General features: G+C 53.6%; 14 protein-coding genes. 11 read left to right on the forward strand and 3 right to left on the reverse strand.

Going from position 1 to position 19344, the window contains the following annotated elements:
- Window positions 1-31: 31 nt before the first annotated feature.
- A complete protein-coding gene (locus HU737_RS19155) occupies window positions 32-478 on the reverse strand; it encodes a very short patch repair endonuclease (RefSeq protein WP_186556522.1) in 447 nt (148 codons plus the stop codon).
- 28 nt (window positions 479-506) lie between these two features.
- Here HU737_RS19155 and HU737_RS19160 point away from each other — a divergent pair, with 28 nt between their 5' ends.
- The 10 genes from HU737_RS19160 to HU737_RS26460 all read left to right on the forward strand — a co-directional run bounded on the left by HU737_RS19160 (window position 507) and on the right by HU737_RS26460 (window position 14915).
- On the forward strand, window positions 507-2132 hold the full coding sequence (locus HU737_RS19160; protein ID WP_095159954.1) for a DNA cytosine methyltransferase: 1626 nt from the start codon (window positions 507-509) through the stop codon (window positions 2130-2132).
- A 218-nt stretch (window positions 2133-2350) separates the two neighbouring features.
- Window positions 2351-3817 (forward strand): ATP-binding protein, encoded by a 1467-nt coding sequence (locus HU737_RS19165; protein WP_186556523.1) that lies wholly within the window; start codon window positions 2351-2353, stop codon window positions 3815-3817.
- Window positions 3814-6555 carry a Z1 domain-containing protein gene (locus tag HU737_RS19170; RefSeq protein ID WP_186556524.1) on the forward strand — a complete coding sequence of 914 codons (2742 nt, stop codon included), beginning with the start codon at window positions 3814-3816 and terminating at the stop codon, window positions 6553-6555. The genes HU737_RS19165 and HU737_RS19170 overlap by 4 nt, the downstream gene beginning before the upstream one ends.
- Window positions 6542-7477, forward strand: coding sequence for a PD-(D/E)XK motif protein (locus tag HU737_RS19175; protein ID WP_217838539.1), 936 nt, complete (start codon window positions 6542-6544; stop codon window positions 7475-7477). The genes HU737_RS19170 and HU737_RS19175 overlap by 14 nt, the downstream gene beginning before the upstream one ends.
- A gap of 17 nt (window positions 7478-7494) precedes the next feature.
- A complete protein-coding gene (locus HU737_RS19180; protein ID WP_186556525.1) occupies window positions 7495-9582 on the forward strand; it encodes an AIPR family protein in 2088 nt (695 codons plus the stop codon).
- Between the two features lie 690 nt (window positions 9583-10272).
- A complete protein-coding gene (locus tag HU737_RS19185; protein WP_186556526.1) occupies window positions 10273-10482 on the forward strand; it encodes a hypothetical protein in 210 nt (69 codons plus the stop codon).
- 308 nt (window positions 10483-10790) lie between these two features.
- The gene (locus HU737_RS19190; protein ID WP_186556527.1) at window positions 10791-11828 is read left to right on the forward strand and encodes a helix-turn-helix transcriptional regulator; all 1038 of its coding nucleotides are present in this window, start codon (window positions 10791-10793) and stop codon (window positions 11826-11828) included.
- Between the two features lie 26 nt (window positions 11829-11854).
- The gene (locus HU737_RS19195; protein ID WP_186556528.1) at window positions 11855-12955 is read left to right on the forward strand and encodes a chemotaxis protein; all 1101 of its coding nucleotides are present in this window, start codon (window positions 11855-11857) and stop codon (window positions 12953-12955) included.
- Between the two features lie 68 nt (window positions 12956-13023).
- On the forward strand, window positions 13024-14646 hold the full coding sequence (locus HU737_RS19200; RefSeq protein WP_202885267.1) for a DNA repair protein: 1623 nt from the start codon (window positions 13024-13026) through the stop codon (window positions 14644-14646).
- Window positions 14643-14915 (forward strand): YkgJ family cysteine cluster protein, encoded by a 273-nt coding sequence (locus HU737_RS26460; protein WP_225915623.1) that lies wholly within the window; start codon window positions 14643-14645, stop codon window positions 14913-14915. The genes HU737_RS19200 and HU737_RS26460 overlap by 4 nt, the downstream gene beginning before the upstream one ends.
- 517 nt (window positions 14916-15432) lie before the next feature.
- Here HU737_RS26460 and HU737_RS19205 read toward each other — a convergent pair.
- Together HU737_RS19205 and HU737_RS19210 are read right to left on the reverse strand one after the other, a co-directional pair.
- Window positions 15433-16068, reverse strand: a complete 636-nt coding sequence (locus tag HU737_RS19205) for a LysE family translocator (protein WP_186556530.1) — start codon at window positions 16066-16068, stop codon at window positions 15433-15435.
- Between the two features lie 223 nt (window positions 16069-16291).
- A complete protein-coding gene (locus HU737_RS19210; protein WP_186556531.1) occupies window positions 16292-17848 on the reverse strand; it encodes an MFS transporter in 1557 nt (518 codons plus the stop codon).
- Between the two features lie 568 nt (window positions 17849-18416).
- Here HU737_RS19210 and HU737_RS19215 point away from each other — a divergent pair.
- Window positions 18417-19283 (forward strand): LysR family transcriptional regulator, encoded by an 867-nt coding sequence (locus tag HU737_RS19215; protein WP_186556532.1) that lies wholly within the window; start codon window positions 18417-18419, stop codon window positions 19281-19283.
- The last annotated feature ends 61 nt before the right edge of the window (window positions 19284-19344 follow it).

Here is a 19344-nt window from a genome sequence, read left to right on the forward strand (position 1 = left end):
TCACGATCACCCTGTCCAGTCGGCGCCAACATTACCTACAGCGAGGCCTCACTGAGGCAGCGGACAACGCCTTCACTTGTAGGGCCTCATGTAGATCAGACAAGCGCCCCCCGCCTTGCTTTATCTCGCACTCCCACACAACCATGACCGTCCAGCCTGTGGCCTCCAGCGCCTGTACATTTTCGAGGTCTCTCTCAACGTTCCTTGAAAATTTTGCCGCCCAGAATTCGCTCCGAGTCTTAGGTGTAGTAGCGTATTGACATCCAACATGTCGATGCCAAAAACATCCGTGTACAAATATACAGGTCCGGAGCTTGGGCATTACAATGTCAGGCTTGCCAGGGAGGTCCTTGCGGTGCAGGCGAAAACGATAGCCCAAAGCATGAAGGAAACGGCGCAATGCGAGCTCAGGCTGTGTATTTTTGCCCGTTATCGCAGCCATCATCCGAGATCTGGTCGCTTTATCTACAACATCCACTTTCGTTTACCTTTGGCAGATGTAGCTCATGAATTGTAACAACCCTTTACAGGTCGTGGATCTCTTCGCTGGCCCTGGCGGCCTTGGTGAAGGTTTCTCTTCACTCAATGAGGGCAGAAGCTTTGATGTATTAGTCTCAGCAGAAATGGACCCGTTCGCTCGATCTACGCTAAGACTCCGTGCATTTTATCGAGCGCTGAAAAAAAACAATCCAGCAGCCCTTGACGACTACTATTACTACTGCGAGACGGGTGGGGCATCACAACCTTGGACTTCGAACAGCGCCAAAGAATGGCAGCATGCCGATAAAGAGGCCCGCCAAATTAAACTAGGGAGTGCGGAGGGGAATGCCGAGCTAGACCGCATTCTAGAAGCGAGACTAGATACCAGTAAACCTTGGGTATTGATTGGTGGCCCCCCTTGCCAAGCTTATTCAATAGTTGGACGAGCACGCAACAAGGGAAATGCAGAATACAAAGCGGAAGATGACCACCGCCACTTCCTCTACCGGGAATATCTTCGGATAATTCAGAGCAAGCGCCCTGCAGTATTTGTGATGGAAAATGTCAAAGGGATTCTTTCCTCGAAGGTTAGCGGCACTCAAATATTCCCACAAATACTCCAGGACTTAGCTGACCCTGATGCCGCATTAGGCATCAAAGGCGGATGTGGTACTAAATATAAAATCTGCTCCTTGGTCTCTGATGACATATACGAATCAGGAATGTCGCCAGACTCAATTGACTTTAGTAACTTTGTAATACGCGCTGAAGAATATGGCATTCCACAAGGTCGCCACCGGGTCATTTTGATCGGCATTTCAGAAGATTACATTGGAGAGGTAAACGAGCACAAGCTTGAAACTGCCGAACCAGTTACAGTTGGAGACGTAATCGGAAATCTTCCGCCTCTACGAAGTACGCTATCGAGGGGAAGCGACACTCCAGACAAGTGGTGCAGTGAAGTTTTAAATCACTTGGACACCTTATATGCAGACCTGATTTCCTCTGGAAAGCAGGATCCAAACTTAGAGATGAACCTTAAAATCTTCCGAGATTCATTTTCGGGAGGCCGGTTGAATAATGGCGGATTGAGAGTAAGAAAGACAAGCTATTGGAGTGGCAAAACAAAATCGGACGATTTGGACTCGTGGTTTACAGACGACAGGTTAAACGTCTGGCTCAACCATGAAGCTCGCAGCCACATGAGTGCAGATCTCAAGCGATATGTATATGCCTCAGTCTTCGCACAGGCTCACCATGTCTCTCCAAAGGGTCATCAAGAATTCAATCTTCCCGGATTGGCTCCTGACCATAAAAACTGGGAAAGTGGTAAATTTAGCGATCGTTTTAGAGTACAACTTCACAACCAGTACTCCTCAACGATAACAAGCCATATATCGAAAGATGGCCATTACTTCATCCACTATGATCCTAATCAATGTCGCAGCCTGACTGTTAGGGAAGCAGCTAGATTGCAAACCTTCCCAGATAATTATTTTTTCCTAGGCAATCGCACGCAGCAATACCACCAAGTTGGGAATGCCGTCCCACCTCTTCTTGCAAGTAAAATTGCCAAACTAGTAGAGCGTATAATTAAGGGCAGGACTTTAAGTCCGGAGCATGCTGGGGTAGCGGATTCGATGATCATCTAAATGATGCCTAGGCAGGTCCAAAGCAGTGGAGGCTGGAAATGAGGCTTGCATCATAACCAGTTTTATGCGACGAATAGTGGCCAATAGATGTCACACCCTGCCGTCTGCGGCTTATGCCCCACGGTAGAGGGACTATAGGAAATCAACGCGAGCCTTTGGGGGGTAGGAATGTTGTTGGAGGGATTCTTGGTTACCTTTTGTACTAGGAGACTGGTGCGATGATAGAGGTTCAGCACCCTCCCCACGCAGCGTCACTGCTCGAATCAATGCGGTCAATTGGCTACACCTTGGATTCGGCGTTGGCGGACTTAATTGATAATAGTATTTCCGCCCATGCCAAAGAGATCCACATCGAGTTCCGCCCTACTGACAACCCTTACATCGCGATAATAGATGACGGAAAAGGAATGTCGCATGAGGTGTTGCAGAGCGCAATGCGACACGGCAGCAAAAACCCTCTTTTAGAGAGGGGGGAAGACGATATGGGTCGGTATGGCTTAGGGCTCAAGACAGCATCCATATCACAATGTCGCCGGATGACTGTCATTTCCAAACAAGATGCTGATATCAACGCATTTTGTTGGGATCTCGATGTCGTTATCGAAAAAGGCGCTTGGGTCATGCTTCAGCTTGAACTCTCAGACTGCCAAGCCTTACCTCACTTTAGTCAGCTAGAAAGTAAAAAATCAGGGACGATGGTACTGTGGCAAGAACTCGACAAATTGCTTGTTGGGGAAGCAGATCCAGAAAACGCATTGGGAACAAAAATGCTTGCGGCCCGCGAGCATCTATCACTTGTTTTCCATCGCTTCCTAACAAAAGAAGGGAGCAAGCCAAAAATATCAATGGCTCTCAACGGTTCTGCGATTGTTCCGTTTGACCCTTTCTTGGCCAATCATAAAGCTACTCAGCCTCTGGACGAGGAGAAGTTTTCCGTCGAAGGCAAAAGGGTCGTAGTCAAACCTTTTATTTTGCCGCACATGAGCAAACTTAGCAGCAATGATGTACAGCTAATCGGCGGGAGCGAAGGCTTTCGAAGCCAGCAGGGATTCTATATATATAGAAATAGAAGACTGATAATTTGGGGAACTTGGTTTCGCCTAGCAAGAAAAGACGAGCTAAGTAAGCTTGCGCGAGTACGGGTAGATATCCCCAACACACTTGACCATCTTTGGACTTTAGATATAAAAAAATCGGCCGCTCATCCGCCTGAGTTGGTTCGGCAAAACTTAAAACGGACAGTGGACAGAATCAGGTCCGTCAGCGGCAGAACGATCGCTTTTAAGGGTCGCAAAATCTCTGACTCTGATGTCGCCCCTGGCTGGAACGAAGTTCTCGATAGATCAGGTGTTAGATTCGATGTGAATCGAAACCATCCACTAATTTCAGAGTTCTCAAAATCTCTAGACAAAGAAGGAAGAGCACGACTCAACCTAGTTTTAGGGGTTATCGAGAGCTCATTCCCTGCGGACGCCTTGTACAACCGTATGGCAAGCGACGTCCGACCTGATTTCGCAAGTGACAGTGCGGTCGAAAATATCAACGATATGATTTCGACAATTATAGTAAATATGCCAGCAGATTCGCCGACCAGAAGGCAACTGCTAATGTCGCTTCATTTAATAGAACCATTTAATCTATACCCAGAACTAACAAAGAAAATTGTTGAGGAATATAACTCGTGAGTGAGACGTCAAGGATGGTACTGTCAGCGAATGCTCGTCGCCTGGAATTGGGAGTTATCACAGCCCTAACAGTTGATGGAGTTCCAACCGAAGGGGCCATCTTTGACTTGGCGTCCACTCTAAGGAGCATACCGCCCTACACTGTCACGGACGACGAGTTTGAAGTAGTTATTAAGAAGCTTCATGAAGCGCTCACAGTTGACATGGGATTGGGAGACTGTGTTTATGATGAACACAATCCTTGGCTGAGAGCTAAAAAGGCTGCAATCGACCCATTCTATTGGAGTCGCTACCAAACCGATCTTTTGAAGCAGGGTTGGGGTCCCAAAGTTGTTAACTCGCTAGATAAGGTAACGGATGAAATCCTAGATTTGATGGGAGATCCATCAGGTCGCACAGGATGGCCGCGGCGAGGTTTAGTAATGGGCGATGTGCAGTCAGGGAAAACCTCTAACTATACAGGCTTGATTTGCAAGGCGGCAGATGCGGGGTACAAATTAGTAATTCTGTTGACAGGGACGCTGGAAAGTTTGAGAAGACAAACTCAGGAACGTTTAGACTCTGGGTTTGTAGGACTGGATAGCTCGGGCGTCGTAAACAACCGAAAGCGCCATCGCAAAGAAATTGGCGTTGGATTAATCAATGGTGCACGCTCAGCGGGTGTCTTTACGTCTACAATAGTAGATTTCCGGGCGGCAATGGTAAACCAACTTGGATTTAGGTTAAACGACTACAGAGAGCCTGTTCTTCTTGTAGTCAAGAAAAACAAGCGAATCCTCGAAAACCTAGTAGAGTGGCTGGTTAATTATAATGCTGGCCCCGGCGGAAACATAGACATCCCCCTTCTACTTATTGATGACGAGGCGGACAATGCCTCTATCAATACAAACCCCAAAAAGGCAACTGCTATAAATGCGGGGATCCGTGGATTGCTGAAAGTTTTCCCGAGATCCAGTTATGTAGGGTTTACCGCAACTCCGTTTGCCAACGTATTCATCAACCCTGAAACAACGAATAATGTCGAGGGTGACGATCTATTCCCTCGCGATTTTATTTACACATTAGACGCGCCTACAAATTATGTTGGGGCAAGCCGGATTTTTGGCGAAAACTCCGATCTAAAGTGCTTAAACGTTATCGATGATGCCGAGGAGTACTTTCCGCGCGGACAGGCCTCTGACAGCGTGGTGGAGGGCGTCCCGTCATCGCTTAAAGATGCGATCACATGCTTCTTCTTAGTTAACACGCTAATGGACATTCGTGTTGGGATGCCAAAGCATAGATCCATGCTAGTAAACGTTAGTCACTTCACCTTGATACAAAATCAAGTCCGAGACATCCTCGATCATGAAGTCCGGCTGATGCAAGGAGACATTCGAAATTACGCTTCCCTACCTTTCGATGAAGCCATACGCAATAGCTCCATTAAATCTCTATACAACGCATTTCAGAGAAACTTCTCCAACCTAGAAATAACGTGGCAGCAGGTTCAAGCCAAACTTTCAGCTTCTACGATGCCGATTCAAACTACTGCAGTAAACCAAAAAAGCGGGCCGGCCAGCTTAGATTATACCGCCTACAAGGAACACGGCTTGAGGGTAGTAGCAGTTGGGGGCAACAGCCTAGCGCGTGGTTTGACGCTCGAAGGGTTGTGCATTAGTTACTTTTACAGAACAACTCAAATGTATGATGCTTTACTTCAAATGGGAAGGTGGTTCGGCTATCGATCCGGTTACGAAGATCTATGCAAAATTTGGATGACTGAAGAGACAGCGGATTGGTATGCACATATCTCAGAGGCGACTGACGAGCTTCGTAACGAAGTGCGTCGAATGCAGAACTCTCGCCTCAAGCCAATCGATTTTGGGCTTCGCGTGAGATCTCATCCTGAGTCTTTACTCATTACCGCCAGAAACAAAATGAGGGACTCGGATGAAATTGTCCAGATAATATCTATTACTGAAGAAAGCTTGGAGTCGCCCCGCTTACTAAAAGACCCCTCGATAGTTTCCTCAAACTACAAGGAGGCGCAGAGTTTTATACGATCAGTACTAACCAGTCCTGATTCTAAAAAGATGGAAGATGGCGCCTTCCCCGTATGGCGGTCCGTACCGAAACAACTGGTCGTAAAATTCCTAAAGGCATTTATCAATCACCCTCTTAGCGTAAAGCTGCAAACATCTAGCCTGGCTGATTTTATTGAAAAATCCACCGACCATAAGCTTGATTCATGGGATGTAGCTTTACCCACGGGCAGCGGCAGCTCGATAAAATTCGCAGAAGAGTTAGAGGTAAAAAGAAGGGTCCGCAAGATATCTACTGATGACAATATAAAAGCCTTGCTCGTTAACGGGACTAAACTGCGGGTGGGATCAGCGGCCGATGAGAAGGCAGGATTGTCAAAGCCTGAAATCGAGGCAGCAGAGATTAGGTATAGAAGCGAAGCCAAAAAGAGTATCCAAACAATTCCGGGCAAAGCATACACTGCCGTTAGACAGGCACCGCTATTGCTAATCCACTTAATTGAGCCCAGAAAAGAAGAGGAAAAAGAAAGCAAGTTTCAACTGCCGCCCGATTGCGACGCGCTTGTAGCCATAGGTCTAAGCTTTCCATCCCTTGATATCAGCAGTCATCGTGTAGCTTATCGTATTAACCTTGTCGAACTCCGAAATATGTTGTCCGGCGATAGCTCCTCAATTGATGACAACGATGATGAGGAAGACGATGATGACGAATAAAGTCAAACTTATTTGGGACACAGTGAAAGCAGAAGCGGTCGGATCAGGATTTCGCAGGGTTGACGTAGAGCACATCCTTGATTTCTACGCAGGTGTGGATTCATTGGGTCGATTCACTCTATTGTTGATTACGCAAGAAAATCCCGGCGTCGACTTGGAACTTCAATCAGTGAAGATACACACTGTACTCCGGGAAGATGGCCGATGGTCTCTACTATTCATTTTGGAAAAACCAGATCTTTTTGAATTATTTCGATTGTTCTGTGAAGATTTGATTGCATCTTCACGCCAATGCTCGGATAAGTCTAATGGCCTTCCGTTCGTTTTAGCGCGTCTTGTTAGCTGGCGCCTGCTGTTCGAACGAGGCAACCTAGAAACCTTGAACGAATCTCAAGTCCGGGGGCTGAGCGGCGAACTTATTCACCTCAAATCACTTATTGAGATGATCAGCGCGCCTGCAGCTATTCAGAGCTGGAAGGGGCCTGATCGGGCTGATCAAGATTTTCAATTCGAGAAGCTGGCTTGGGAAGTAAAAACTGTCTGGCCATCAGTAAACGAGGTGACGATTGCATCTGAAAGACAGCTCGATTATACCTACCGCGAATTGCAGCTTGTTGTTGTTCAGCTGGGAAGCGGAGCAGAAAGCACAGCTAATGGCTTTACGCTGAATCAGCTGGTTGACGATATCCGAAAATCACTTAAGTCAGACTTCGAGACCTACTCAGCCTTTGAAAACTGCCTATTGAGATGTGGGTACTCCACACACCCGGAATATGACAACCAAGTGATGATATTGTATAGCACCTCACGTTATAAAGTAGTTCCTGGCTTTCCTTGCATCCGACCGCAAGATTTGTCACCAGGTCTTAGTAGTGTAAAATATAAGCTAAACCTTAATAACTGCACAGCCTTTCAAATCTAGCGCACGGGTCAGTTCATATGGATCTTGATACTTTCCATAAAGATTTTATAGAGGCCGTTCGTTCAAAAGCGGAGTCTTCACGCGACTTTATCCGCACTGCTTTTGTGGAGGACTGCGGAAATAGACTCATAGAGGCTGAAGAGCTTCTATCCTTTGAAGTTTGTAGATTTGAAGGTGTTAACGGAAAACGCAAAAAGCTTCGCATCGACGGCTACGCATTTGATGAAGCAGACAATTCGATGGCGTTACTAGTCGCTGATTTCTTCAATGAAGATGAAGTTACCTCATTCGTTACTTCCGATGTCAAGGCTGCAATTGGTGATTTACGCGCCTTCCTAGAGGAAGCATTGGACGGGAATTTGACTGACGGTAGTGTGGACGAAAGCCAACCAGGGCATGGTTTTGCATGTGACCTAATGGATTGGCATTCAAAGATAACTAAATATCGCTTCTATTTCGTCAGCGACGCCATGCTGAAAACCCGCCAAAAAGGCTGGCCTGAAGAGCAAGTGAGAGGAACCCCAGTCGAGTTTCATATCTGGGATATCGGAAGATTCCATTCAGCTTATATATCAGCTACAGGACGGGACGATCTTGTGGTTGATTTCTCCTCAATTGGAAGCAGTGGACTGAAATGTCTTGCTGCAGCCGAGTCCCAAGGGGACTATAGCGCCTATCTCTGTATGATTCCTGGAGATACCTTGGCAGACATATACGACATGTACGGCAGCAGATTGCTTGAAGGGAACGTTCGAACCTTTCTCAGCACTAAAGGAAAAGTTAACGCAGCCATTCAAAACACTATACGCAATCAGCCTGAGATGTTCTTCGCCTTCAACAATGGAATTGCAGCTACTGCTGAAAATGTTGAACTTGAAGAAGATGCGGGCGGGGTGCGCATTCGAAGCGCCGTTAACCTGCAAATCGTGAATGGTGGACAAACCACTGCATCATTAGCGTTTGCGAAGAGAGGGGGTGCTGCCCGCAAAGAATGTCTGGACCTCTCGAAAGTTATGGTGCAAATGAAGCTTTCGGTTTTGCCTCCAGAAAAAGCAGGTGAGTTAACTCCAGAAATCGCACGTTACGCGAATAGCCAAAACAAGGTAAGCGACGCAGACTTTTTCTCCAACCATCCGTTCCACATTCGACTTCAAGAGTTTTCCCGTAGGTTGTTTACCTCACCAAGCGGCGGTGCTCAGTATGGTACACACTGGTTCTATGAGAGAGCTCGTGGCCAATATCTAAATGAGCAAGCAAAACTATCGACTGCCCAGAAAAATCATTTCTTAATGCAACACCCAAAAAGTCAGCTCTTCACAAAGACTGATGTTGCAAAATATGAGAACAGCTGGCGGGAGCAGCCTCATAGAGTAAGCATGGGTGCTCAGAAAAACTTCATATTCTTCGCCGACACCATCTCCAAGTCATGGACATCGGATGGCAAGATCTATAATGAAGAATATTTCCGCAAGATAGTTTCTTTAGCTATAATCTTCAGAAAAACAGAAGCCTTGGTCAGTCAGCAGCCGTGGTACCAAGGAGGGTACCGAGCAAACATTGTCACGTACTCAATCGCTAAGCTGCACAACTTAATATCTGAAGATGCACTTGGCAAACAGCTTAACTTTAGAACCATTTGGGACTCACAAGCTGTCCCGCAATCGCTATGCGAACAGTTGTCCATAATTTCAGAAAAAGTCTTCCATGTGCTAACCGATCCTGACAGACCTAAAGACAACGTTACTGAATGGGCAAAAATGCAGGCGTGTTGGGAGCAGGTGAAGGATACAAAAATAAGCTTAGTTTCAAACGCCGAAGAATTCCTCCAAGAAGTACGCCAATCTGTCGAGGAAGGTAAAAAATCCAAATCGACACAAAAGACTGATGACAGCATTCAAATTCAGATCATGGTCGTTGACTTACCTGGCGCTGAATGGACTCGACTTTTAAACTGGGGAGTTAAAAAAGAAAAGCTTTCGCCTCGACAGATAAATCTGTTAAAAATCGCCGCGCAAATACCACACAAGCTCCCTACAGAACGCCAATGCATCGAGCTTTGGAAGCTACGTGGAGAACTAATCAAAGATGGCTATCTTGCCCTTTAAATAAAGCAAAAAGGTAAAAGTGGCGATCTACTGCTTTTACCTTTTTATCTAACCCCGCTTAAATCCATATATATCTGAAAATATGCTCTGCTATTTTTTGATTACCACGGAATTTTATTCCCCCCCTAAGAGGGTCGAAGCCCCACTGGCGAACACCGTTCGTGTACCAGGACATAGGGGACGCGCAGTCGCATCGTGCATGCAGCAGGTAAATCCGATGAGGCAATTCACTAGCATTCAAGATTAATTAGCGTGCTACGCATCATTTCATACAGCTGGAATAAATTTGCCTCAGCGGTTAATCGAGTAGGAAAGCTATACCCTCGGCATTCCAATCAGTATTCCAGAACAAAATGATTACTGGAAATAGTATTATTAATCAATGCCTTACCCGCCCCGTTCAACTTACCCCGGCCACCAAATAATCAAAAAAAGATGTCCGCGGACGTCTTTTTTTTGCCTGCGATCTAGTAAATACGCGGCCTCCAGCGCTTTTGCGGTCTTTTGAGAGTTTTTTGAGTTCCAGCCATCGGATATCCCACCCAAGCGGTATTCAAGGCCATCTGGTGCTAATCATTGGAATACCAATCAGTGCCTAAGGGACCTTTCCAAGGTACCTCAACAAGCACGACATAGACTGTCGCCCCCACTGTCATCTTAGGCTGCACTTGATAATCATTAGGTGCAGCCATGCCAATCGCTCCCCCGCCCTTTACCCTCGTCTGCCAGCACTGCTCCTGGAAGAAGACCTTCTTCCCGCCTAGTGACGTGCTGTTGCTGAACCTCGACTGGTTCACCCACTGTCCCTCCTGCGATACCCCTTCACCTCACCGTCGCGCAGCTACCCCCAAAGAAGTGCTCAAGACACGGCTGGAACAATTCCTGACTGACCACCGCTAAATTTTCGCCCGCGCGACACGGGTTGTCGTGCAGGCCTGGACAATGACCCACATCCTCTAGAGGGCCCCACGATGAAAAACCTGCTCGCCACCATCGGACTCTTCGTGGTGCTGACCAAGGGCTACGAGTTCTACCGCGAATACAGCGAGATGAAGCGCGAGCGCGAAAGACAGCGACCCGCCGCAGGCTGAAAGAAGGCTATCTCCCTGAACAACTGATGGCACAAAGCCATTCAATTGGGTAGGATTCCTGCCAACTTGACGCCAATCTGCTGGCGCTCAGTAGAGACATAGAACCAGGTAGTTACCATGTCCCAAGCGAAGGATACGCTGCTCAGGCTGTTCGCCTTGCTACGCCTGATCCCCACCGAACCTCAGCGTATTGCAACCCCGACCCTGCTCGAAAAGCTTCGTGACAGAGGCTTCTCGGTCACCCTGCGCTCGATCCAGCGTGACTTGAACCGCTTGTCGATACCGTTCTCCCTGCAGTGCGACGACAGCGAAACTCCCTTCCGCTGGAGCTTCACCCGCGAGGCACCACTCAAGCTGGAAGACATGGACGCGCCCACGGCACTGGCGCTGTTCCTGTCGGAAAGCCACTTAAGCCCGATCCTGCCGCAAAGCGTTCTGGATCAACTGGGCCCGCAGTTCCGCCGGGCCCGTAACTTCCTTAATGGCCTAGGTGGCAACGGCCTGGCCGACTGGGCAACGCGGGTTCGCTCACTGCCCAACGGCAAGACCCTGCTCCCAGCGCAAGTCAGCGCACACACCTGGGCCCAAGTATCGGCCGGCCTACTGGAGCGCAAACAGCTGGAAGTGGCCTACCGCAGCCGAAGCAAGGGTGAGCTCAAGCGTTTTCGCCTGCACCCGGCTGGCCTGGTATCGCGCCATGCGGTGAGCTACCTGCTGGCTTCTGTGGATGGCTACAGCGACCTGCGCCAATTCGCCCTGCACCGGATCACCGAAGCGGCATTGCTCGAAGAGGCCGGACACGAACATGAAAGCTTCGACGTGGATGCCTACATCGCCAGCGGCGTTTTCAGCTTTCGAGAGGCCGAGGCCCAAGTCGAGCTGATCGCCGATGTTCGCCCGCAGATCGCTGCCCTGCTCAACGAAACGCCGTTGAGCCAGCAGCAGACTTTGAGCGGCGTTTCCGAGCAGGGCTGGCACCGCCTGCACGCCACCGTGCCGCTAGACCGCGAAACGCTGTGGTGGATCTTCGCACTGAATGAAAACATTCGCCTGCATGCGCCCCAGGTATGGGTGGACGAAGTATGCGAGCGACTGAATTCAATGCAGGCGCTGTACCAGAACACTCACGCAACCCAGCAACTGCAACCCGCCTGACCTTCAACGATCAAAAGGATATTGCCATGCCACTTCCCCTCATCCTCGGCGCTGCTGCGCTGGTAAGTGCGGCCTACGGCGCCAAGAAAGGCTACGACGGCTACCAGAAACACTCGGAAGCTGATGACATCGTCAACGCTGCCAAAGCGCGTTATGCCGACAGAAAGGAAGCGTTCGACGTACAGGAAAAAGCCACTAACGCGGCACTTGAGATGCTGGGCCGGGAAGAACTCGAGATTGGCAAGAAGTTCGACGAATTCAAGACCCTCGCCAACGATTTGCTGGACAAGCTCAACGCAGACCGCCAGGACAAGCTGAAGATCAGTATTCCGAAGCACAAGCTGCAAAGCATCGAGAGCTACAGCTACACTGCTGTTGGCGTGCTGGGTGCCACCGCAGGAGCAGGCATCGCTGGCGCTGCGGCCGGGTTTGCCGTATATGGCGGTGTCATGGCGCTGGGCGCGGCCTCCACTGGCACTGCCATCTCCTCGCTGGCCGGGGTGGCCGCGACCAACGCAACGCTGGCGGCAATCGGCGGCGGCTCGCTCGCCACAGGCGGCTTGGGCATGGCTGGTGGTACCGCAATCCTGGGCGCGGCCGTGGCAGGTCCGGTACTGGCTATCGCCGGCTGGGCCTATGACAGCCATGGCGATGAAGCGCTGAAGAACGCCCACAAGGCTGAACGCGAAGTGGACAGTGCGATCAGCAAGCTGCAAAAAGCCCAGCAGCAGTTGAGCAAGGCAGAAGACTACGCATTCGACATCAATGACGTCTTGAAGTCGGTGTACGGACAGTTCGACAAGTACTTCGAACACCTCAAGTACGCAGCCCGCCGTATCGAAGACATCCGCTCCCGCAAGCTAGACCCGCACGCTGAAATGGCCAGCCTGAGCGAAAACATCCTGCGCGCAATCAACAACGGTTTTGCTCTGGCCGCCATCTTGGTTGACCTGATCACTACCCCTCTGTTCAAGGTCAAGGAAGTGAACGGCAATGTGGTCAAGGACAAGAATGACGTCCCAGTCATGGCTACCGATGCCGATGGCTCGATGATCCTCAACGGCTCCAAGCTGGACGAGCAGATCAGCGAAACCAAGACCAAGGCGCAAGGCGTCGAGCCCGCCTGATGCCCTATGCGGGGCCGAAAGGCCCTGCCTTAGCTTCGCCCTTCTCTCATTCGATCATGGATGCCTTTATGCACGCCGCAGCGCAAGACTTCCCTTGGGCCGAAGAGCTCGAAAAAACCGTAATTACCAGCCTGACCACCAGCTTCGGCCTGGACTTCCTGCTGTTCAAGGACAAACTCGGCGGCGAAGTGGACACCGTCCACAACGTGCGCAACGGCGTATGGGCGACCGAGGCAGAAAAGCAGCGTTTCGAGCAGCGTGGAGAGTACGACTCCACGCCCTACCACCAACATGCGAATTACATCGCCACTGGTCAGAAAGACAAGGCTAGCCAGGCAGCTGGCACTCTGAAGGACCCTTACCGCAACAAGGTGATGGCTGACCATGAGCAGCGCAACCTGGACCACGTGATCAGCGCCAAGGAAATCCATGACGATGCCGGGCGGGAGCTGGCCGGGCTAAGTGGTGTGAAATTGGCCAACCAGAGCAGCAACCTGCAGACCACTCACGAGACGGTCAACAAGTCGAAGAAGCAGACGCCGATCAACGAGTATCTGGACAAGCTGCCGGGCCTGATCTCCAACCATGAGAAGTCGCTGGCGGGCGACCGCGCGCGGCTGACGAAAATGCCGCGCGAAACGCCTCAGCAGCAACATGAAGCCCGCGCGCTGGAAGACAAGATCCGCAAGACCGAAAACAAGATCGACGAGCTCAAGGCCGTGGACCCTGAAGGTATGCGCAAGCGTGATGCCGAGGCTCGGGCTCCTTACGATCAGCAGATCAACAAGGCCTATTACACTAGCAGCAAATTCCTCCACCAGACTGCCCATGCCGCCGGCTCGGCAGGCCTGGCCATGGGTACCCGGCAGATGCTTGGATTAGTGATGGCGGAGGTATGGTTTGAACTGCGCGAGCAACTGCCGGCCCTGCTGGACAAGATCAAGCACAAGTTCAGCCTGGAGGCCTTCGTCGACAGCATCAGCAAGTCGCTCAAGGGCATCTGGACGCGGGTGCAGACGCGTTTCAACGACTTCCTCGTGGCGTTCAAGGATGGCGTGTTTGCCGGTGTGCTCGGGAGCCTAACCACCACCGTGTTCAACATCTTCGCCACCACCCAGGCAATGGCGATCAAGATCATCCGAGAGCTGTGGGGCCAACTGGTCAAAGCCATCAAGCTGATGGTGTTCAACCCAGACCAACTAAGCTTTGTGGAGCAGTGCCAGGCGGTGACCTCGTTGCTGTCGGTGGGTGTTGCCACGGTGGTGGGCACCATGGCCTACACCCAGCTGGTGCCGTTCCTCAGCTTCCCGTTCGGCACCGAACTGGCCGCATTTGCCGGTGCGCTGGTGACGGGCCTGGTGACCCTTGGGCTGAACTACTTCCTGCTGCACAGCGCGATGGCACGCAAGCTCTGGGCCTTCATCGAATCGCTGACACCGCACGCCGACACGGTGCTTGAGTTCCAGGCAATCAACGCGGAGTTGGACCGCTACCTGCTGGAGCTGAGCCGGTTGGAGTTCAATCTGGACGTGGAGGAGTTACAGGCCTTTACCCAGGAGCTTGAGGCATGCAATGACGAGATCCAGCGTAGTGCGATACTGCAACAGGCTGTGGTCGCTCGCGGGATCGAGTTGCCGTTCGAGATGGGTAATGCGGCCAGCACGCGCAACTGGCTGGCTTCGCTGGTATGACACTACCAGTGTTTCCCTGCACACAGTGCGGGCTATGCTGCCGCAATGTGCATCTGGCGGAACAAACGCAGTATCTGGATCGGGGGGATGGAGCTTGCCGGCATTACAGTGATGCCGACAAGCACTGCCTGATCTACGAGACCCGGCCGGATATCTGCCGGGTCGACCGGCAGTATCATATGCACTATGCGCAGCGGTTCAGCTGGGAGGCGTTCGTAGAGGTAAATGTGGAAGTCTGCAAGCTACTGCAGCGCCAGGCGCAGAAGTGAGCTAAGCCACCACATTCACAAAAGCACTGCGCCCCTTGTGGAAGCAATTTATTTTTGTGGGAACCGGCATTACCCTCAATTGGTTGACGTAGGCTTGCTCGATCTCATCGCCATGCGCGACAGGAGGGGGTCGGTTCCAGCCGCTGTTTCCCGATCTGCCCCTATGCAGGTCAGGCCGTTCCAACCGGTGCTTCTCCCAAAGACGATTCGCCTGCGGCAGCTCGCCCGATCACTCTCCAGTGATGGATGCTCTCCAAACCTACTTCGCTACCCTGCAGCAACCTATCAGCCTGGCCAAATCTTGCGCACACCAGCGCCCGCCTTTTTCCAGAAAAGACGGGCACTTCTATTATCAGGAGTTCAGTAAATACAGAAAGTTAGGCTGCCCCTGCTGCTGCGGATCATCCCAGCCAAAGTTAAAATTCCAGTGCCAGTCTCATCTCGAGACGGCACCTCGCCCCACCACCAAGCCGCCACTCCTGCGCTACATGCCCGCGAGGCCCCAAGTGACGGCCACTCAAGCCATCGGCTTACGCAACAAAATATCCACCGCAAAAACCCCCAGCACCGTCCCCGAAACCCACCGCTGCGTGCGCATAGCCGAAGGCCGCTCTGCCAAGAAGCGACTGACCCTCGAAGCCGCCAGTACGATCAGCCCGTTCACCGTCACGGCAATGACGATCTGCACCAACCCCAGCTGCAGAAACTGCTGCAAGGTCGAGCCTTGAGAGGGGTCGATAAACTGCGGAATCAGTGCCGAGTACATCAAGGCGATCTTGGGGTTTAGCAGGTTGGTGACCAAACCCATGGTGAACAGCCGCCGTGGCGAATGCGGGGGCAGCTCTCGTGCTTGGAACGGTGAGCCGCCGTTGGGCTTGAGCATGTTCCAGGCCAGATACCCGAGATAGATCCCCCCGGCGACTCCCACTACGTCATAGGCCAGCGGTAAGGCCTTGAACAAGGCCGCCAGCCCCAGCGCCGCTGCGACCAGATAACACACGAAGCCCAGGGCCACGCCTGCAAGCGAAATCAACCCTGCCAGGCGCCCTTGGGAAATCGCCCGGGAAGTCAGGTAGACCATATTCGGCCCTGGTGACAGGACCATGCCCAGGGCGATGATCGCCACCCCAACCAGGCTCTCGATTGGCATCATCAACGTACTCCCTCATCCTTGGGTTCATCGGCCACCGTCGGCGCCCTGCGCCTATTTTCACCCCACTAGAGAGGGTGTTGCCGAATCCTAATTTCGTCAGTCTTCACATGTACCGCAAATTCAGCGTCAGACACTATCACCAGTGCCCCATGCTGCCCAGTCAGCGTACGTCTCACGCTAGGGTAAATGGCCTTGTCTATTTAAGCGCCAGCCTGCTTGCACTTCAGCTAGCTGCAGACTGGCGTGCGTTCGAGCAGGGCTCGTTCACCTGCGGCAACGGCCGTCGCAACAGCACACCGACCACCACGGCAAAGATCAGGGCAGCAACACCTGCCGTCAGCAACACCGCCTCAAACCCACCCACAAACGCCCCCCGAGCCACCGGCGCCACTACCTCGCGCAACCCAGGCTCAAGCAAAGCCAACGCCGCCGGCAGATCCCCCGCTGCCACTCGCGTAGCCATCTCCCCGACTTTATCCAAAGCCTGCGGCGCCACCCCAGCCATCGCCTCGCGCAGCAACTGCCCACTGCGCGCCGCCAAAATCCCACCCAGCACGCCAATCGCCAACACGATCGCGCCAAACCGCGTAGTGGTACTCAACCCTGACGCCATCCCGGTTCGCTCACGCGGCACACACGCCATGATGTTTTTCTGCGTATCGCCATTGAGCAGCCCCGCACCAGCCCCCAGCACCACGCTTGCCAGGGCAAAGCCAAGATAACCGCCCTGCCCCGCCGCCCAGGCACACAGTAAGTTCCCTGCGCCCACCAACACCAACCCCAGCGCGAACACAGCAGCTGGCGCCATTCGCGCTGCCAGGCGCATCCCCCAGCGCGGGGTCAGCAGCATCGCCACCGCGAACGGCAGCATTCCCGCGCCAGCAGCCAGCGCCGACATCTGCAGGCCGTTCTGCAGGTACAGCGGCAGCAGGGTCATCATCACCTGGGCGCAGGCGGCGTAGGCGAACATGCCGAGCAAGGCGCCGATGAAGCGGCCACTGCGCATCAGTCGCAGGTCGATCATGGGCCTGGCCTGGGCGCGCTCTACCAGTACGAACAGGGCGAACAGCACGGCGGCAATCAGCAGGCGGCCGAGCGTGGTGGCGCTGTCCCAGCCGACTTGGTTGGCGTCGATCAGCGCCCAGATCAGGCAGCCCAGGCTGGCGGCGAAGGTCAGGCTGCCGAGGGGGTCGAGGCGGGCTGCGGCGCTGTCACGCGATTCCTCCACGCTGTGCATGACCATCGCGCCGAGTATTACCACCAGCGGCAGGTTGATGTAGAAGATCCAGCGCCAGCCCAGGGTGCTGGCGATCAGGCCGCCGAGCAGGGGCGCGAAGGTGATGGTCGCGCCCATGCAGGCGCCCCAGAAGGCCCAGGCGCGCATGCGTGCTTCGGGTTCATGGAAGCGGTTGCCGATGGCGGCCAAGGCGGCGGTGAGCAGCATGGCTGCGCCGACACCTTTGGCGGCCCTGGCGAGGTCGAGGAACAGCAAGTCGGGGGCGGCGCCGCAGGCCAGTGAGGCGATGCCGAATACTGCCAGGCCGAGCATCAGCATGCGTCGTCGGCCGAAGCGGTCGGCCAGGCTGCCGGCGGGTAGCAGGCAGGCAGCGAAGGCGAGCAGGTAGGCGCTGACCACCCATTCGATGTCGGCGAACGAGCCGGACAGGTCGCGGGCGATGCTCGGCAGGCTGACGGCGACGATGTTGGTGTCGAGGATGATCAGGGCGCAAACGGCCGAGGCGGTGAACAGGGTGAAGCGGGCGGAGGCTGGGGTGGGCATGTATGGCTCCTGGATTGGATAAGCTGCTAGGACGCTATCGCGGGGCAAGCCCGCTCCCACGAGGGTGTACTGGGCTTCAGTGGGCTTGCATGGATCCTGGAGTGGATAAGCTGCAAGGACGCTATCGCGGGGCAAGCCCGCTCCCACGAGGGTGTACTGGGCTTGAGTGGGCTTGCGTGGCTCCTGGAGTGGATAAGCTGCAAGGACGCTATCGCGGGGCAAGCCCGCTCCCACGAGGGTGTACCGGGCTTGAGTGGGCTTGCGTGGCTCCTGGACTGGATAAGCTGCTGGGACGCTATCGCGGGGCAAGCCCGCTCCCACGAGAGCCCACTCCACAGGGCCTGCTTTCACAGCGCCTGCTTCCACGTAAGTTCGCTCGAACTCGCTGGGACACCTTCGTGGGAGCGGGCTTGCCCCGCGATAGCAATGCACCAATCAACGCGGCGGGTCGCCGGGCTTTGCCGCCACGGCTCCAGCCTTGTAGTGTTAGCTTCACCATAGCGCTGTGCGTCGTCCTGTTTGTTAGCCGCCGCGCGCTGCGTCATTACCCAACAAGTAACGAGCCTTCATGGAAATCCGCCACTTCCGCTACTTCCTCTGCGTCGCCCAGCATGGCCATTTCACCCGGGCAGCTGAGCAGCTGGGCATTGCCCCGCCCACCCTCAGCCGGCAAATCCAGGACATGGAGCGCGAGCTGGGCGTGCGGTTGTTCGAGCGCAATCAGCGCGAGGTGAACCTCACGGCGGCAGGCCAGGCACTCTTGCTTGAGGCCGAGCAGGCGGTGCGCCAGTTCGATGCGGCGCAGTTGGGCGCACAACGCGCCGGGCGTGGTGAGAGTGGCTTGATCGAGTTGGGCTACGTGGCCTCTGCCGCCTACTCGGGGATACTCCAGGCGCAGGTGACGCGCTTCAGCGCCGCCCACCCCAGCGTGCGCCTGAACATCCGCGAAACGCCGATGGTCGATCTGCCGGCCCAGGTGCGCGATGGCCAACTGGACGTCGCCTACGTGCGCTCGCCCATGGAGTTGCCGGATGAGCTGGACGCCATCGCCCTGCATCAGGAAGGTTTCGTCCTGGCGCTGCCGGCCAGTTCGCGGATCAATGAGTTGAAGAGCATCCCCGCCTCGCGCCTGGCCGAGGAGACGTTCATTCTCCCCGAGCAGATTTCCGGCACCCTCGAAGTGGCCGCCCTGGGTGGCTTCGAGCCGCGCGTGGGGCCGCAGCCGGGGAGCCTGGTGGCGGTGATTACCCTGGTGTCGCTGGGCCAGGGGGTGGCGATCGTGCCGGAGTCGGTGGTGGCGCGGATTCGCCTGCCGCAGGTCAACTACCGGCCGGTGGAACACTGCCAGGCCAGCTCGTGGCTGAGCCTGATCCACCGGCGTTTCGAGAAGGCGCCAGCGGTGATGCGCTATATCGACAGCACACGCCAACTGTGAAACGGCAGATGCAAAAAAAGGGCATCTGTCGCCAGATGCCCTTCTAGGTCTCAACGCCGCT

It is taken from the genome of Pseudomonas urmiensis (assembly GCF_014268815.2).
GTDB classification, from domain to species: Bacteria; Pseudomonadota; Gammaproteobacteria; order Pseudomonadales; family Pseudomonadaceae; genus Aquipseudomonas; species Aquipseudomonas urmiensis.

What these genes read in the sequence shown, in the direction of transcription:
- HU737_RS19175 (WP_217838539.1), top strand. Translation starts at nt 6,542, where the DNA reads ATGATGACGAATAAAGTCAAACTTATTTGGGACACAGTGAAAGCAGAA.
- HU737_RS19210 (WP_186556531.1), bottom strand. Translation starts at nt 17,848, where the DNA reads ATGCCCACCCCAGCCTCCGCCCGCTTCACCCTGTTCACCGCCTCGGCC.
- HU737_RS19180 (WP_186556525.1), top strand. Translation starts at nt 7,495, where the DNA reads ATGGATCTTGATACTTTCCATAAAGATTTTATAGAGGCCGTTCGTTCA.
- HU737_RS19160 (WP_095159954.1), top strand. Translation starts at nt 507, where the DNA reads ATGAATTGTAACAACCCTTTACAGGTCGTGGATCTCTTCGCTGGCCCT.
- HU737_RS19190 (WP_186556527.1), top strand. Translation starts at nt 10,791, where the DNA reads ATGTCCCAAGCGAAGGATACGCTGCTCAGGCTGTTCGCCTTGCTACGC.
- HU737_RS19195 (WP_186556528.1), top strand. Translation starts at nt 11,855, where the DNA reads ATGCCACTTCCCCTCATCCTCGGCGCTGCTGCGCTGGTAAGTGCGGCC.
- HU737_RS19165 (WP_186556523.1), top strand. Translation starts at nt 2,351, where the DNA reads ATGATAGAGGTTCAGCACCCTCCCCACGCAGCGTCACTGCTCGAATCA.
- HU737_RS26460 (WP_225915623.1), top strand. Translation starts at nt 14,643, where the DNA reads ATGACACTACCAGTGTTTCCCTGCACACAGTGCGGGCTATGCTGCCGC.
- HU737_RS19215 (WP_186556532.1), top strand. Translation starts at nt 18,417, where the DNA reads ATGGAAATCCGCCACTTCCGCTACTTCCTCTGCGTCGCCCAGCATGGC.
- HU737_RS19205 (WP_186556530.1), bottom strand. Translation starts at nt 16,068, where the DNA reads ATGATGCCAATCGAGAGCCTGGTTGGGGTGGCGATCATCGCCCTGGGC.
- HU737_RS19200 (WP_202885267.1), top strand. Translation starts at nt 13,024, where the DNA reads ATGCACGCCGCAGCGCAAGACTTCCCTTGGGCCGAAGAGCTCGAAAAA.
- HU737_RS19185 (WP_186556526.1), top strand. Translation starts at nt 10,273, where the DNA reads ATGCCAATCGCTCCCCCGCCCTTTACCCTCGTCTGCCAGCACTGCTCC.